The sequence below is a fragment of the Duganella sp. genome, assembly GCF_039595735.1.
Taxonomy (GTDB): Bacteria; Pseudomonadota; Gammaproteobacteria; order Burkholderiales; family Burkholderiaceae_D; genus Rugamonas.
Map to the genome: position 1 here is coordinate 391,796 of NZ_JBCNLB010000003.1, position 15,952 is coordinate 407,747.

Genomic DNA, 15,952 nt, shown 5'->3' on the forward strand with positions numbered 1-15,952 from the left:
CACAAATCATACGTGGCGTCGGCAAATTTCATAATTGCCATCGCCGCCCGGCACACCGCACAATCGACCTCTCTGCAACCAGCGAGGAAATCCCATGCCTATACGGAGACTACGGCAACTGGTGCTGGCCTGCGCGCTGGCCGCGTGCCTGGCCGCCCACGCCGACAGCCCCACCCCGCCGCCCTTCCCGACCGTGCTGTACGGCGCCGCCTATTATCACGAGTACATGCCTTATGAGCGGCTCGACAAGGACATCCAGATGATGAAGGCGGCCGGCTTCAACGTGGTGCGCCTCGGCGAATCGACCTGGAGCCTGTGGGAGCCGGAAGATGGCCGCTTCGAGTACGCCTGGATGGACCGGGTGGTGGATGCCATGGGCAAGGCCGGCATCAAGGTCATCATGGGCACCCCGACCTATTCGATCCCGGCCTGGATGGCCAAGCAGCATCCGGAAATTTTGGCGCGCAAGTTCAACGGCGTGCAAAACACCTACGGCATGCGCCAGAACATGAACACCGACGCCCCGGCCTACCGCTTTTACGCCGAGCGCCTGATCCGCAAGATCGCCGCCCGCTACAAGGACAACCCGAACGTAATCGGCTGGCAGGTGGACAATGAGACCAGCAGCTACGGCGCCGCCAACGACGATGTGTTCGTGCGCTTCCAGCACTACCTGGAAAAGAAATTCGGCACGCCGGAAAAACTCAGCCAGGCGTGGTTCCTGAACTACTGGGGCCAGGACCTGCACAGCTGGGTCGACCTGCCGCGTCCGGACGGCGCGCAGGCCACCGGCTACAAGCTGGAGTGGTCGCGCTGGAGCCAGATGCGGGTAACCGATTTCCTTCACTGGCAGGCGCAACTGATCCGCGCATGCGCCTCGCCGCGCCAGTTCGTCACCCACGACTTTGCCGGCGCCATGCACAACGACGTCAACGAGGAAGCGGTCGCGCGCGGGCTGGACATCCCGGCCGTCAACATCTACCACTGGGGCACGCAGGACGGCTACAACGGCGCTGACCAGGCGATCCAGGCCGACTTCACGCGCTCGCTCAAGCGCGGCAACTTCCTGGTGACCGAGACCAATGCCCAGACCACCGACTGGAGCTCGTCGTTCCAGTATCCGCCGTATGACGGCCAGTTCCGCGCCGACGTCTACACCCACCTGTCCAACGGCGCCAACATGGTGGAATACTGGCACTGGGCCTCGATTCACGCCAACCAGGAAACCTACTGGAAAGGCGTGCTGTCGCATGACCTGGAACCAAACCGCGCCTACGCCGAAATGAGCCGCACCGGACGCGAGCTGCAGAAGATCGGCCCGCGCCTGGTCAACCTGCGCCTCCACAACGACGTCGCCATCCTGTGGAGCCGCGATTCGCTCAACGCCCTGAACGACATGCCGTTTGCCAAGGAGACCCAATGGGGCAATGGCGGCAGCAAGGCCGACTACGGCTCGCTGGTGCGCCAGATGCACCGCGCGCTGTACGACCTGAATGTCGGCGCCGATTTCGTGTTCCCGGAAAGCGGCGACTTCTCGGCCTACAAGGTGCTGATCGTGCCGGCGCTGTACATCGCCGATGACGCCCTGCTGCAACGCATCCGCGACTACATCCGCAACGGCGGCCGCGTGGTGATGACCTTCAAGAGCGGCTTTGCCAACGAAAACGCGGCGGTGCGCTGGACCATGGCGCCCGGCCCGCTGCGTGAGGCGCTGGGCTTCCGCTACCAGGAATTCTCCAACCTGGCGCAGCCGCTCAAGCTGAAGGACGATCCTTACCAGGCCGGCGCCGACAACCAGGTGCGGTACTGGGCCGAATTCCTGCAGCTGGACACGGCCACGGCGCTGGCGTATTACGACCATCCGTTCTTCGGCCGCTGGCCGGCCGTCACCAGCAATGACTACGGCAGCGGCAAGGTGGTGTACCAGGGCACGTATCTGTCGGACAAGCTGCAGAAGTCGGTGCTGCAATCGGTGCTGCAGGAGCGCGGCCTGATCGGCCCGGACCAGCAACTGCCGCCGCAGGTGCATACGCGCAGCGGCGTCAACACGCAGGGCCGCACCGTGCGCTACTACTTCAACTATTCCGGCGCCGCCGTCAGCTTCAGCTACCGCCACCAGCCCGGCACCGACCTGATCAACGCACGCCCGGTGCGCGCCGGGCAGGAACTGAGCCTGGCGCCGTGGGACGTGGCGATCATTGAGGAAGACGCGGCGCGCTGATCACGCGCCAGGCCCGGCGGCGCGACGGAACAGCTGCCGGGCATAGTGGTACAGATTGTCCGCCCAGCTTGGGCGGTCATGGCCGTGTTCATCCACATTCCAGACATGCGGCACGCCCTGCTGGCGCAGATAGCGGTGCAGGTTCTGCGACACGCCCAGCAGGCCGTCCTGATTGCCGCAGGACAGATACAGCAGCCGCAGGCGGCTGGCCGCCGCGGCATCGGGCAGCAGCGCGGCCGGGGCGCGGGTATTCGGCGCGGCCGAGAAAGCGCCGATCCAGGCGAAGGTGTCGAGATGCCCGAGGCCGATGTTGAGCGGCTGCCCGCCGCCCATCGACAAGCCGGCAACCGCCCGCTGTTCGCGCACCGCCAGGGTGGGATAGGCGGCATCGATGGCGGGTATCAGCGTCTCCAGCAACTCCCGTTCAAACTGTTCGAAGCCGGAGCAGGTACAGCACCGGCTAGCGCTGCGTCGTCGTGTAGCCAGGCGGCAGGTAGACGTTGGCGCTGCGCCGGGTGCCGGTCACCGGCGAGTCGTAGCCGAACGCCACCACCGTGCCATGCGGGCGGCCGGGATGATCGCCGGCAAAGCCGGCCGGCGCCGCCAGCCGCAAGATGGTATGCATGGGATCTCTCCTTGCTGATGATGAATGCAGCCTCAGGCCGTCAGGCGCAGCAGCACCGCGGCATGCGGCGCCAGCGCCTGGCGGATCACGCCGCGCGCCGGCGCGCCATCCTGGCGGCGCCACAGGTCGCGCACTGCCACGGTCTGGTCGCCCAGGTTCAGGCGCGACAGGTCGAAGTCGATGGTCGCCGGCGCGTCCTCGGTGTTGAACAGCGCCAGATAATGCACCTGCCCGGCGCCCGGCGCGCGCGCGCTCCAGATGCGCGTGCCGGCATCGGCCCGGTGCGGCCGGTTCTGCAGGCTTTTCTGGTTCACCGCCAGCACTTCCGGATTGGTCAGCAAGGCCAGCGTGGCCGGGTCCAGATGGCGCAGGTCGCCCCCCATGATCAGCGGCGAGCGCGCGATCGACCACAAGGTCATCAGGGTCTGCTGTTCATCCGGGGTGAACTTGGTGTCGCGCGAGCCCATCGCCAGGCGGCCCAGCGGCAGCATGTCGGCGTCCGGCCAGGAGTTCGGCCCCATGACCGGATTCCAGTTTTCCAGCCGCTGGAACTGCTCCTTCAGCAGTTTCCACTCATCCCAGAAATCGTCCGAGATGCGCCACATCTGCGCGTAGTGCGGCACGTGGGCAGCCCACTTGAGATCGGTCTCGCCAGGCGACAGGCTGAGCGTGATATCGCGTCCGCTGGCCACGATGGCCTTGTGCGCGCCTTCGATCTCGCGCCAGTTCCTGTCATACGGGCGCGACATGTCATCCATCTTGATGAAGTCCACGCCCCACGAGGCGTACAGCTTGAACACCGAATCGTAGTACGCCTGCGCGCCGGGCCTGGTCATGTCGACGCCATACATGTCGCCATTCCACTCGCAGATGGAGCTGGTGTCGGCGATATCCTGCGCGCGCCACTTGGTGCCCAGGATCGGCGTGTTCAGGCGCACCGCCTGGCGCGGGATGCCGCGCATCAGGTGGATGCCGAATTTCATGCCCATGCGGTGGATCTGATCGGCCAGCCCCTTGAAGCCGCGTCCCTGCGCAGCCGAAGGGAAACGGTTGGGCGCCGGCAGCAGGCGGCCATACTCGTCCATGGTCAACTGGGCGTCCTTGCGGTACTCATAGCCGGTGGCATTGGCTTCATACCACTGGATGTCGACGGTGAAGATGTCATAGCCGGACGGCAGCAGCTTGTCCGCCATGATGCGGGCGTTTTCCAGCGCCTGCGCTTCGGTGATGGTGGTGGCAAACGAATTCCAGCTGTTCCAGCCCATCGGCGGAGTCGGCGCCAGCGGCTTGCGGGCGGCGGTTTTCCTGGCCGCGGCGGCCAGCGCCGTATGCGGCAGGGCCAGGGCAGCGGCGGTGGTCATGGAGGAGGCAAGCAACAGGCGGCGAGGCAGATTGATCATATGCATGAAAGGCAGGGTTGAATTGCTCTGCATCATAGCGCGGCAGCCCATCCGCCGGCAGTTATGAAAGCCGCCAAAACAGGCAACGAAATTTCGCACCGGCTTGCCCATGCGAACGATACTACTTAACCTAACGGGCACTAACAATTACCTGGAGACTCCCATGCCGACCCGCCGCACCGCGCTGCTCGCGCTTGCCGCCCCCATGCTTGCCCTGCACCTGCCGCTCCTCGCTGCCGACGCCGCCGACACGCCGGTCCAGCTGAGCACCGTGCCCGGCCCCTTCCGTCCCGATGCCGGCTCGCTCAAGACCTATCAGGCGCCAGCCTGGTTCCGCGACGCCAAGTTCGGCATCTGGTCGCACTGGGGTCCGCAATCCGTGCCGCGCGCCGGCGACTGGTATGCGCGCAATATGTACGTGTATGGCAGCGATCAGTACAAGCACCATCTGGCGAAGTACGGCCACCCATCCAAGTTCGGCTACAAGGACATCATCCCGCTGTGGAAAGCGGAAAAATTCGATCCCGAGGCGCTGATGGCGCTGTACAAAAAGGCTGGCGCGCGCTACTTCGTCAGCATGGGTGTGCACCACGACAACTTCGACCTGTGGGACTCGCGCTACCACGAATGGAATGCCGTCAAGATGGGGCCGCGCCGCGACATCGTCGGCGACTGGCAGAAAGCCGCGCTCAAGGCCGGCCTGCGCTTTGGCGTGTCGGAGCACCTGGGCGCCAGCTACAGCTGGTTTGCCACCAGCCACGGCTACGACCAGATCTGGCCGATGCTGGGCGTGGCCTACGACGGCGCCGATCCCAGGTATGAATCGCTGTACCACCGCCCGCACAACCAGCCCTATCGCAACAGCGCCAGCTGGTACACCACCGACAAGCGCTTCCAGCAGGAATGGTTCAACCGCATCACCGACCTGGTCACGCGCTACCAGCCCGACCTGCTGTACACCGACGGCGGCATCCCGTTCGGCGATGTGGGCCGCACGCTGGTGGCCAACTTCTACAACGCCAGCATCGCCAACCACGGCGGCAAGCTGGAAGCGGTGTACGACCACAAGGAAATCGGTTCCGGCGAATTCATCCGCGAGGCCGGCGTGCAGGACGTCGAGCGCGGCGTGATGGAAGGCATCAATCCGCTGCCGTGGCAAACCGACACCTCGATCGGCGACTGGTTCTACAGCGAGGGTTACAAGTACAAGACCACCACCGAAGTGGTGCACATGCTGGCCGACATCGTCAGCAAGAACGGCAACCTGCTGCTGAACGTGGTGCAGTATCCGGACGGCAGCCTGCCGCCCGAGCCGCTGCAGTTCCTGAAGGAGATGGCGGCCTGGATGGAGGTCAACAGCGATGCCATCTACGGCACCCGGCCATGGAAAATCTTTGGTGAAGGCCCGACCAAGGCTGCCGCCGGCCACTTCCAGGAAAACACCGCCTACACGCCGCAGGACATCCGCTTCACCACCAAGGATGGCGCGCTGTACGCGATCACCCTCGGCACGCCGACCAGCGCGGTGCGCATCCAGTCGCTGGGCACCAAGGCCGGGCTGGAAACACGCCCGGTGAAGGCAGTCACGCTGCTCGGAAGCAACACCCCGCTGCGCTGGGAACAGAGCGGCGAGGCGTTGACCATCCAGCTGCCGGCCACCCTGCCAAGCAAGATGGCCTCCAGCTTCCGTATCAGCTACTAGTTGGTGTAGAACAGCCCGCGGCCGGTGCCGGACACGTAGATCCTGCCATACGTGTTCCAGTCGGCCGCCATCACGCCGATGCCGCCGAACTGGTGGGCATCGTCATTGAAGCGGGTCCAGCTGGCGCCGGCGTCATCGGAGCGGTACACACCCCACACACCGTTGATCACCCCCACCACATACACCGCCGCCGAGTAGCTGGCGCCACTGGCCGCCTTGCCCAGCGCGATCACGCTGGCGCCGGCGATCCCATTGGCCGGAGCAAAGTTGTTGATCCGGGTCCAGCTCGCCCCCGAATTCACCGAGTGGTAGACCGCGCTGCCATCGGCCAGCCAGATGTCGCCCTCGGCATTGGGATTGACCGCCATGCTGGTGTCGCCCCAGGCATTCGGCGCCAGATTGGCCGCCACCGAACCCTGGCTGAGCGTGAAGGTATGGCCGCCATCGGTCGACACGTACACCTTGCCGGCCGTGGCCCAGGAGGCGCCGCCCGAATCATAGGCATACACCTTGTTCGGGTTGTTGCGGTCCGCCGCCAGGCGGTAGCCGCGATCCCAGCCCTGGCCGACCACCGGCAGCGCCGGCAGATTGGTGGCGGTCCAGCTGGCGCCGCTGTTGGTGGTGTAGGACGGCACCGAGTTGGCCGGCGCCCACACCGCGTTGTTGCGGGACGTGACCGCGATATTGCCGGTGTGGCTGGTGTTGGCCTGGGCGCCGGCCGGCAGGCTGGCGAAGTTGTTCCAGGTGCTGCCGCCGTCGCCGGACCAGAAGCCGAAGCCGCCGGCGCCCGACCAGTTGGCCACGCCGGTGCCGGCGATGTAGAGCGGATCGGACCATGCCAGGTCGGCGGCGTTGCCGTTGCTCCAGTTGCTGTTGGGGCCCTTGGTCGGCCGCACTGCGAGGTCAGTCTGCAGCCAGGTGCCGATGTCGCCGGCGCTGTTGATGAACTTGTACGGCGTGCCGGCTGGCGGCGTCACCACCGCCAGGGTGGCGGTCTCCTCCAGGTTGGTGACCGACAGGTTCCAGGTCGGTGAGGCCGCCGAAGCGTTGCGGGTTTCCCACACGCCGCCGCCGTAGACGTGCGAAATGTGGTCGCGGTTGGACGGATCGATCTCGACGTCGTCCAGCCAGCCGCTGGCCGTCTCGTTGGGGTTGTGCGGCATGCCGACCTCGATCTCGCGCCAGCTGGCGCCGCCATTGTCGGACAGCTGCAGCGCCTGGCTGGTGTTGTTCCAGCCGGTCACGCTCAGGGCGATGCGGGCGGTGGCGCCGGTGCCGGACACCGACACGCCGCCGTAGCCGGCCGAGCTTGAACTGTTGAGCAGGGTCCAGGTATTGTTGTAACTGCCGCCAAACTTGTACAGATAGGCCGGGCCGCTGGCGCCCTCGCCGGCGTGCTTGTTGAACACCACGTAGAAGGCGCCGTCGTTGGTGCGCACGATGTGCGGCATGTAGTAGCCGGCCACCTGGCTGGGCACCGCGACCGGGGTCCACGAGTAGCCGCCGTTGGTGGATTTGTACAGCGTCGAGCTCAGGCCCGCCGCGTTGGCGTAATCGGGCGCGATGGCGGCCCACATGATCCAGGTCGGCTGGCCGCCGCCCACGCTTGAATTGTCAAACATCAGCGCCTCGACGCCCATCGCGCTGCCGCCCAGGGCATTCACCTGGTCCTGGGTCAGCTTGACGGACGACAGCGAGGTCACCTGGTTCCAGGTCTGGCCCGAGTCCGTGCTCTTCCACAGGCCGGCCGTGCGCGAGCCGTAGAACAGCGTCGATGGATTGGTCGGATCGACCTTCAGGCGTTCGCCGATGGCGCGGCCGGAATTGTTGCCGCCCACCGGAAATGGCAGATCGACGTGGGTCCAGTGGTCGCCGCGGTCGCTGGAGCGGTACAGCCGGCCGTTGCCCTCAAAAGTGTACATGCCGGTGACCATGTAGACCAGCTGGTCATTGGTCGGATCCAGCGCGATGCTTTCCACGCCGTGGTATCTGGCCTCGGCGGCGCCGAAGCCGATGCCGTCGGTGATCGGCGTCCAGGACGAGTTGGCCTGGTTCCAGCGGTAGGCGCCGCCGATGTCGGTGCGGGCATACTGGACGTTGGCGGAGGTTGGATGGTAGATCAGGCCGGTGACGTAGCCGCCCCCGCCCCACTTCACGCTGGTCCAGGTGGTGGCCGCGGCCGCGGCCACGCCAGCGGCGGTGCTGCCGGCCAGACGGTTGGGCGACGCCAGGCGGGCAGCGGCCGTGTTATCCGCGCTACCGCCGCAGCCGGCCAGCAGCAGGGCCAGCAGGGCCGGGACAACGACATTGCAGTGTTTGTTCATGAATCGTCTCCTTTGTTGTGGTGAGCAACCACAATAGGCAGACGACCCGGCGCTACACTAACGTGAACGCGAGGATTTCTTGCACTGTGCAGAATTTGATAGTTGCGCTGTAGTTTGTTTCAGCTTGCGGAAAGTCCGCGGCGCGCAGCCATATTCTTCCTTGAACAGCTTGTTGAAATACGACACATTGCCATAACCGACCGAGTAGGCCACCTCCGCCACCGCCGAGCTGCTGTTCTCGGTCAGCAACCTGGCCGCCTCGGTCAGCCGCAGTTTGTTCAGATAGCTGATGAAAGTCATGCCCAGCTCCGCCTTCAGCACATCGTTGATCTTGTTGCGGTTGACGCCGGTGCCAGCCACCACCCGCTCCAGATCCAGCGCGGCGTCGGTGTACTGGCTGGCAATGAAGCGCAGGACGGTGGTTTTTTCCGTATCCTTGCACGGCTCCAGAGTCAGCTCCCGGTACGCCACAAATGGCAGGTCCTTTCTCAGTTTCGCCTCCAGGCTGACCCGGAGCGCGCGCGCGTGCGCGACCAGGAACCACACCCCAAAGCCGGCCCAGCCGGCCACCAGCATGGCCGCCAGTCCGGCCAGGTAACGGTAGTCCCGGCCATGCAGGGTGAGCTCACTGATTTCCACCTGCGAGGCACGGTTGTGCGGACTTTGCGGACTGGCGGCAAACTCGAAGCGGGCCACGCGGTCCAGCTTGTAGGACTGGTCGGTCAGGCCGCGCTTCAGGGAGAGCAGCCACCATTGCGGGATGCTCAGGCGGGTCAGGTCCAGGGTGACCGGCACGCCGCGCTCATTGCAGGCAAAGTAGGTCATGGGCGTCGGATAGGTCAGCAAGTCCCCCACCGTCGAGACCGACTCGTCGAAAACCGACATGTCAAAAATCAGCGCATTGGCAGGCGCGCATCTGGCCAGGAAGGTGACGTGGTCATAACGCGACAGATCGGCCGTCTCCAGCCGCTCCTGGTGGTCGACCCGCAACAGCCCGGCCGCGGCCCAGGGATAGGCCACGGCGTCACGCACCGTGAAGGCGAAGCGCAACGATTCGCGCGCCGCGCCCAGTAGCTGGGCGGTCGAGGCGCCGCCTTCCGGCGCATCCGTAATGGCGACCGCCCGCCAGCCGCCGGACGGCCTCACCGCCGCCGTCAGATAGCTTTGATGCACGCACAAGGCGCCGGCCAGCAAGTCGGCCAGCAGCAGTGCCACCAGCGCGATCAGCGCCTTGCGGTAGAACCCTGGCATGGCAGCGCTGTCAGGTGACGCCCTCCCCTCATCGCGCGGCGGTCAGTCGGCGCGGGCCGCCGACAACAGCGCGGCCTCGCCCCAGCTGACCGGCAGTTGCTCATTCACCGCTGCCGCGCTGCGCGCCACCAGTTCAATCAGCTTGACGCCGGTCACGTCGGCGCTCAAGGTCTGCGCCGGCTCGCCCCAGCGCAGCGCCTTGCTGCTGGCCAGCAGCTTGCCGTCGCCGTACATCATGAAGGTCACGCCATGGCGGCGGTCTTGCGCGGAATCGTCCACGCCCACCTGCGCGCTCAGGCGGCGATAGCCCTGGTTGCGCACCTCCAGCCGCGAATTGGCCAGCACGCCGATGCCGGCGCCGTAGCGCTTGCCGGCGATCTGCAGCGCCTGGCCATACGGCGTGCTGTCAGCCCGCGCGCCGCCCCAGCCGGCATACAACGGCCGTTCACCAGGGCCCTTGGTGCCGCTCCAGCCGGCCGATGAGCGGAAGATCGATGGATCGGCCTGCGGCCGGACCACGCCGTCCACCGCCGGATTGACGCTGCCCGGCAGTTCCGACAGGTACCGGCCCTGCGCCAGCGCCCGCGTGCCCTCGACACGGAAGATGCGCGTCTCGCGCGGCGCCACCCGCACCTTGGTCTCATTGGTGAAGCTGGTTTTCTCCTTGCTCCAGAGATCGGTCAGCGTGACCGGCGCATCCTTGCGCAGCTTCAGCTGTTCGGCGGTGAGGTCGGCCTCCATCGGCGTCAGCCCGCGGTTGAAAATGGCCACCGCCTTCTGCCCCGAGGCCAGCTGCTTGACCAGGATGTGCAGGTCGTCGGCGTCATACGCCAGCGTGGCCTGGTTGCCGGCCGGGTCCTGGTTGAGCGCGATGATGTCGTCATTGCCGACCACGTCCATCAGCGGCTGCGCCATGGTGCGCAGGTCGGCGCCGATCATCAGCGGCGCGTTCAGCATGGCCCACAGCGCGAAGTGCGAGCGCGCCTCCACCAGGTGGCTGGCGTCAAAGTCGCCCTTGCCGATGTACAGCATGTCCGGATCGTTCCAGCTGCCCGGATGGGCGTACAGCTCGCGCCGCACCGCGCTGTCGAAATTGGTCAGCATGCGCGCCCAGGCCGGGGTGATGTCGTCGCTGGTGCGCGAGATGTTGCCGTAGTTCTTGCCCCAGGCGCGCACATCGGCCGCGCCCCACACGCACAGCGACAGCAGGTAGTCGCCATCCGGATTGTGGCGCTGCAGCGCGCGGTTAATTTCGGTGAATTCCGCCTGCACCGCCGGAATGTCGGAGCGGCTGACCGACTGCAGGTCCAGCGTCGGCGGCAGCGCACGGTAGGCGCCGGAGCGCACTTTCGGGCTGTCGGCGCCATAGGCGCGCAGGCCGCAGCCATCAACCTTGATGAAGTCGAAGCCCCAGTCGCCGAAAAACAGCGCAATGTCCTGGTCGATGTGGCCGTACAGCCCGACCTCGCGCTCCAGCACGCTGCCCTTGGGCAGGTCGGTCTCGTCGCCGGAATAGGCCTGGGAACAGGTGTTGCGCCCGAGGTCGGAATAAATCCCGGCCTTCAGGCCCATCGCGTGCAGTTTGTCGGTGAACGGCCGGAAGCTGCTGGCGCCGCCGCTGACGGCGGACGGGAAACGGTCGGGCCGTATCACCAGGCGCCCATCCGGCTGCTGGCGCCGCAGCGCCCAGCCATCGTCGATGTTGATGTAGCGATAGCCGCTGGCGGCCAGGCCGCTGTCGAGAATGCGCTGGGCCGAGCCCAGGATCCTGGCTTCGTCGATGTCGGTGCCGAAGGCGTTCCAGCTGCTCCAGCCCATCGGCGGCGTGGCCGCGCGGCCGGCGGTGTAGGCACTCCAGCGCGCGCTGGGGGCCAGCGGGTCCGGCGCCGCCTGCGCCCCGGCCATTGCCAGCCACAGGGCCATCATGGCCGCGCAGGGCCGCATTGGTGTTTTTATTGGCATCAGGTTCTCCGTGTGCGCTCAGCGCACGTCCAGTTCAAATGGCGCGGCCGGCAGGTCGTCGCCGCCGAACAGGTTGACAAACGGCGCGTCGGACCAGGCATAGCGCACGCGCGTCACCGCCGCCGTGGCGGCGCCCGGCAGGCGCACGGTATCGCCGGCGGCGCGCGCATCGGCATAGCGGCAGCTGGTGCCGGCGCACACTTCAAAGCCGATCGCGCGATCGGACGAATAGGTGGTCAGGCCGCCGCCGGTGTCGCGGAAGGTGACGACGATGTCGTCGCCGCTGCGCTGGGCCGACACCGCGTACGGGCTGCCCGGCGCGATCTTCTCGCCATACGCCACCGCACGCGCGGCGCGGGCCAGGCGTTCGCCGACCAGGGTTTTCTGGGTCGGATGGATGTCAAAGCGGTCGCCCACGTCCAGCGTCACCGCCAGACCGGCATGGGCGTCGCCAGCCACCGAGGCGGCCTGGGCGGCACGCAGCTCGGCCCAGCCGGACTGGCCAGGGGTTTTGGATGGCGTGCCGAACGCGGTCAGCTGGGCGATCATGAACGGCAGCGCCGGCTGTTCAAAGCGCTGGCGCCAGTCGCGCATCAGCAGCGGCAGCAGCGTGCGGTATTCCTGCGCTGCGCCGGCGTTGGACTCGCCCTGATACCAGGCGGCCAGCTTGAACTTGTAGCCGACCAGCGGTGCAATCATGCCGTTGTACAGGGTGGTCAGGCTGGTTGGCACATCCCATGGCGCCGGCGGCACGGCCAGGCCTTTCAGGGCGCTGCCGCGCTGCACTTTCCACACGGCCGGCAGCGCGATATGCTTGCCATCGGCCAGGCCGATGCTGCGGTTGCCCGGCTGGCCGGACATGCCGCCGCCCTGCCCGCCGCTCAGCACGCGCATGGCAATCACATTGCGGCCCGGCTTGAACACGCCGGCCGGCACGTCATAGTCGCGCCAGATCCACGGGGTGCTGGAACCGCCCACGCGTACGCCGTTGACCCAGGTGGTGTCATAGGTATCGACCGGCCCCAGGTGCAGCTGGTTGGCCTCGCGCGCCTGGTCCGCCGTCAGGGTGACGCTGGTGCGATACCAGGCCACGCCATCGAAATCCTTGAAACCGGCCAGTCCGCTGTCCTTCCACGAGCCGCTCGGGGTCACGCTGGCCCAGGCGGCATCGTCAAAGTCCGGCGCACGCCAGCCGCGCTGCGCGGCGGCGGCCGGGTCATGGGCATCCCACCAGCCATCGTTGCGCGCTTCCTCGGCGCGCATGCCGGCGGCGCGGTCGGTGCCGTATTGCGCCACGGCAGCCACGCCGCCCTGGTAATCAGGCAGCGTGCCAAGCGACTCGGCGCCGATCCAGCTCTGGATGGTGGTGCCGCCCCAGCTGGCGTGAATGAAGCCGACCGGGATCTGGTAGCTGGCCTGCAGCGAGCGCGCCATGTAATAGCAGACGGCCGAGGCCTTGCCCACGCTCTCCGCCGTCAGCGGTGTCCACGCGACCTTGCCCGCGAGTTCTTCCTGCGGCATGGCGGCACTGGTTTTCTGCACGTTCAGGTAACGCAGCTGGTTGTTTTGCGCGCCCCAGGTGGCGCCGATGGCGTTGGTCGAATTCTCGACCGCAAACTCCATATTGGACTGGCCGGAGCACAGGTAGACGTCGCCAATCAGGATGTCGCTGCGGCTGACCGTGCGGCCGCCCGAGCTGACGTTCAGCGTGTAGGGGCCGCCGGCCGGCTGCGGCGGCAGGGCGATGCGCCATTTGCCGCGCGCGTCGGCGCGGCCAGTGGCGGTCTGCCCGCCCAGCGTGACGGCCACTTCGCGCCCGGCGGCGGCGGTGCCCCAGACGGTGAGCGGCTGGTCGCGTTGCAGCACAGCGTGGTCGGAAAACACACGCGCCAGGCCCAGTTCGGCGGCGTGCGAAGGCAGGCTCAGGCATGCGGCAGCCAGCGCCAGCAGGCGCGCCGCGGTACGGCTAGTCTCCATCATAATTCCTCAACATTATCGTTATCCTACGATTGTGCGATGTTGCACTTTACCGGGCAATTACGAAAATCACCAAGTCGCTGAACATAATTGATGAAATCGCACACCGGCGATGCTGAGGCCGGTTCTGAATCGCTAGAATCCGGATTCCGTTACCTTTCATCCAAGGAATTATCATGACGAAATCCCTGCTGAGCGCGGCTGTCGCGCTTGCCCTGTCGTCGCTGTGCGCGGCTGCGCTGCCGGCCCGCGCCGACACGCCCGCGCCGGCCGTGCAGGCCGCCACCGAGAGCGCACGCGGCCTGTCGCTGACCACGGCGCAGGGAACGCTGCGGATCGAGCCGTGGAGCGATCGCATCGTCCACGTGCTGGCCGGCCCGGCCACCGGATGGGAGGGCAATTACAACCCGGCCGTGATCGCCCAGCCGCGCAAGGTGGCCTGGCGCGTCACCGAAACGCCGGCATACTACCAGCTGGCCACGCCGGCCCTGCAGGTGCGCGTGGCGCGCGACAGCGGCAAGGTCAGCTTCCTTGACGCGCAAGGCAAGCTGCTGCTGGCCGAATCCGGGCGCGACATCCGCCAGGATGGCGTCACCCAGGGGTACGACTATTCCGGCCCGGTGTTCGGACTGGGCCAGCACCAGAACGGCAAGTTCGACTATCGCGGCAACACCGTGCGCCTGCAGCAGGTCAACCGCGACGTCGCGGTGCCGATGCTGACCACGCCGGACGGCTTCGGCATCCTGTGGAATAACGCCGCCGTCACCGATGTCGAGGTCGGCCTGCCGGCCGGCCACCACCCGGTCAGCATCCGCTCCGAGGCCGGCCAGGGCGTCGATTACCACTTCATCCTCGGCCCGGAACTGGACGAGGTGGTGGCCGGCTACCGCGAGCTGACCGGCCGCGCCCCCATGATGGCGCGCTGGACCTGGGGCCTGTGGCAATCCAAGGAGCATTACAAGACCCAGGCCGAGCTGCTGGGCGTGGCGGCGCGCTACCGCCAGATGAAAGTGCCGCTGGACGCCGTGGTGCAGGACTGGCAGTACTGGCAGCCCGGCGCCTGGGGCGATCATCAGATGGACCCGGCGCGCTTCCCGGACCCGAAAGGCATGGTTGAGCAGCTGCACGCGCAGAATGTGCACGCCATCATTTCGGTGTGGGCCCGCTTTGACGCCGGCACCCGCAACGGCGCCGAACTGCAGGCGGCCGGCGCCATGTACCCGACGCTGTACAACAATGTCTACCCGGCCGGCAAGGGCTACTGGTATGACGCTTACGCGCCGGCCGGGCGCAAGCTGTACTGGGAGCAGATCAGCCGTTCGCTCGGCAAGGCCGGCTGGGACGGCTGGTGGCTGGACGCCAGCGAGGCCGAACTGGGCGGTTGGCCCGGCCAGATGCGCGAGGTGACCACCGGCGCCGGTCCGGGCAAGCAGGTGTACAACGCCTATCCGCTGCTGCACACCAGCGCCGTGTTTGAGGGCACCAGCAGGGATGCGCCGGCCAAGCGGCCGTTCATCCTGACCCGTTCGGCCTACGCCGGCCAGCAGCGCAACGCCGCCCTCACCTGGTCCGGCGACACCATGGGCACCTGGGACGTGTTCCGCATGCAGCTGCCGGCCGCGCTCAACTTCACGCTGAGCGGCATTCCTTACTGGTCGGCCGACATCGGCGGCTTCTTTGGCGGCGATCCGGCCGATCCGGCCTATGCCGAGCTGTACACGCGCTGGTATCAGTTCGGCGCTTTCAACCCGATGTTCCGCGTGCACGGCACCGGCGAGTCGAAGGAAATCTGGCGCTTCAACGCCGCCACGCAAAAAATCCTGCGCGACACCACCCAGTTGCGCTACCGCCTGCTGCCGTATATTTACTCGGCCTCGTGGGACGTCACCAGCCGCAACGGCACCATGATGCGCGCGCTGGCGATGGACTTCCGCAGCGACGCTCAGGCTGTCGCCACCGGCGACCAGTACATGTTCGGCAAGGCGCTGCTGGTGGCGCCGGTGATGACGCCCAACACCGACGTGCGCACCGTCTACCTGCCGGCCAGGCAGGACTGGTTTGACTTCTGGACCGGCAAGCGCTACACCGGCGGCAAGGTGGTGGCGGCCAAGGCCGACATTGCCACCATTCCGCTGTTTGCCCGCGCCGGCAGCATCCTGCCGCTGGGCCCGGACGTGCAATATGCCGACCAGAAGAGCGAGCAGCCGATCGAGCTGCGCGTGTATCCGGGCCAGGATGGCAGCTTTGAGCTGTATGACGATGCCGGCGACGGCCCCGGCTACACCCAGGGCGAGTATGCCATCCGCCGTTTCAGCTGGGATCAGGCACGCGGCAAGCTGGCCATCGCGCCGTTGCAGGGCAGTTTCCCGGGCGTACGCCGCGAGCAGGCGTTCGTGGTGCGCTGCGCGGCCACACCGGCCAAGCCGGGCGTGCGCGTGGTGGCCGGCAGCACAGCGGTTGAAGTGGCTTTGCCGGGCTGCCGCTAAGCAC

At 66.8% G+C, this 15,952-nt stretch carries 10 protein-coding genes; 3 read left to right on the top strand and 7 right to left on the bottom strand.

Features of this window, described 5'->3' with window-relative positions:
- Positions 1 to 94: 94 nt before the first annotated feature.
- Positions 95 to 2,221, top strand: a complete 2,127-nt coding sequence (locus tag ABDW57_RS09165) for a beta-galactosidase (protein WP_343729899.1) — start codon at positions 95 to 97, stop codon at positions 2,219 to 2,221.
- Here the strand turns inward: ABDW57_RS09165 and ABDW57_RS09170 are convergent, their stop codons facing one another.
- The 3 genes from ABDW57_RS09170 to ABDW57_RS09180 are packed head-to-tail and all read right to left on the bottom strand — an operon-like array spanning position 2,222 to position 4,246.
- Positions 2,222 to 2,707 (bottom strand): alpha/beta hydrolase-fold protein, encoded by a 486-nt coding sequence (locus ABDW57_RS09170; protein ID WP_343730013.1) that lies wholly within the window; start codon positions 2,705 to 2,707, stop codon positions 2,222 to 2,224.
- Positions 2,682 to 2,846 (bottom strand): hypothetical protein, encoded by a 165-nt coding sequence (locus ABDW57_RS09175; protein ID WP_343729900.1) that lies wholly within the window; start codon positions 2,844 to 2,846, stop codon positions 2,682 to 2,684. Before ABDW57_RS09175 ends, ABDW57_RS09170 begins: the two co-directional genes overlap by 26 nt.
- A gap of 32 nt (positions 2,847 to 2,878) precedes the next feature.
- The gene (locus tag ABDW57_RS09180; RefSeq protein WP_343729901.1) at positions 2,879 to 4,246 is read right to left on the bottom strand and encodes a glycoside hydrolase family 27 protein; all 1,368 of its coding nucleotides are present in this window, start codon (positions 4,244 to 4,246) and stop codon (positions 2,879 to 2,881) included.
- A gap of 163 nt (positions 4,247 to 4,409) precedes the next feature.
- On the opposite strand from ABDW57_RS09180, the gene ABDW57_RS09185 reads away from it, so the two are divergent.
- Entirely contained in the window at positions 4,410 to 5,948 is a 1,539-nt protein-coding gene (locus ABDW57_RS09185) for an alpha-L-fucosidase (RefSeq protein WP_343729902.1), read from the top strand.
- On the opposite strand, the gene ABDW57_RS09190 is transcribed toward ABDW57_RS09185, so the two are convergent.
- From ABDW57_RS09190 to ABDW57_RS09205, 4 genes are read right to left on the bottom strand one after another with little or no spacing between them, the layout of a single operon-like run.
- Positions 5,945 to 8,272, bottom strand: coding sequence for a dockerin (locus ABDW57_RS09190; RefSeq protein WP_343729903.1), 2,328 nt, complete (start codon positions 8,270 to 8,272; stop codon positions 5,945 to 5,947). The two genes, ABDW57_RS09185 and ABDW57_RS09190, sit on opposite strands and share 4 nt — an antisense overlap.
- Before the next feature lie 57 nt (positions 8,273 to 8,329).
- Complete coding sequence (locus tag ABDW57_RS09195) at positions 8,330 to 9,523, bottom strand: helix-turn-helix domain-containing protein (protein WP_343729904.1); 1,194 nt, start codon at positions 9,521 to 9,523, stop codon at positions 8,330 to 8,332.
- Between the two features lie 42 nt (positions 9,524 to 9,565).
- Positions 9,566 to 11,485 (bottom strand): NPCBM/NEW2 domain-containing protein, encoded by a 1,920-nt coding sequence (locus tag ABDW57_RS09200; RefSeq protein WP_343729905.1) that lies wholly within the window; start codon positions 11,483 to 11,485, stop codon positions 9,566 to 9,568.
- Positions 11,486 to 11,503: 18 nt separating this feature from the next.
- On the bottom strand, positions 11,504 to 13,465 hold the full coding sequence (locus ABDW57_RS09205; RefSeq protein WP_343729906.1) for a sialate O-acetylesterase: 1,962 nt from the start codon (positions 13,463 to 13,465) through the stop codon (positions 11,504 to 11,506).
- A 173-nt stretch (positions 13,466 to 13,638) separates the two neighbouring features.
- Here ABDW57_RS09205 and ABDW57_RS09210 point away from each other — a divergent pair, with 173 nt between their 5' ends.
- Complete coding sequence (locus ABDW57_RS09210; protein ID WP_343729907.1) at positions 13,639 to 15,948, top strand: glycoside hydrolase family 31 protein; 2,310 nt, start codon at positions 13,639 to 13,641, stop codon at positions 15,946 to 15,948.
- Positions 15,949 to 15,952: the final 4 nt, after the last annotated feature.

What these genes read in the sequence shown, in the direction of transcription:
- ABDW57_RS09190 (WP_343729903.1), bottom strand. Translation starts at nt 8,272, where the DNA reads ATGAACAAACACTGCAATGTCGTTGTCCCGGCCCTGCTGGCCCTGCTG.
- ABDW57_RS09165 (WP_343729899.1), top strand. Translation starts at nt 95, where the DNA reads ATGCCTATACGGAGACTACGGCAACTGGTGCTGGCCTGCGCGCTGGCC.
- ABDW57_RS09180 (WP_343729901.1), bottom strand. Translation starts at nt 4,246, where the DNA reads ATGATCAATCTGCCTCGCCGCCTGTTGCTTGCCTCCTCCATGACCACC.
- ABDW57_RS09195 (WP_343729904.1), bottom strand. Translation starts at nt 9,523, where the DNA reads ATGCCAGGGTTCTACCGCAAGGCGCTGATCGCGCTGGTGGCACTGCTG.
- ABDW57_RS09185 (WP_343729902.1), top strand. Translation starts at nt 4,410, where the DNA reads ATGCCGACCCGCCGCACCGCGCTGCTCGCGCTTGCCGCCCCCATGCTT.
- ABDW57_RS09210 (WP_343729907.1), top strand. Translation starts at nt 13,639, where the DNA reads ATGACGAAATCCCTGCTGAGCGCGGCTGTCGCGCTTGCCCTGTCGTCG.
- ABDW57_RS09175 (WP_343729900.1), bottom strand. Translation starts at nt 2,846, where the DNA reads ATGCATACCATCTTGCGGCTGGCGGCGCCGGCCGGCTTTGCCGGCGAT.
- ABDW57_RS09205 (WP_343729906.1), bottom strand. Translation starts at nt 13,465, where the DNA reads ATGATGGAGACTAGCCGTACCGCGGCGCGCCTGCTGGCGCTGGCTGCC.
- ABDW57_RS09200 (WP_343729905.1), bottom strand. Translation starts at nt 11,485, where the DNA reads ATGCCAATAAAAACACCAATGCGGCCCTGCGCGGCCATGATGGCCCTG.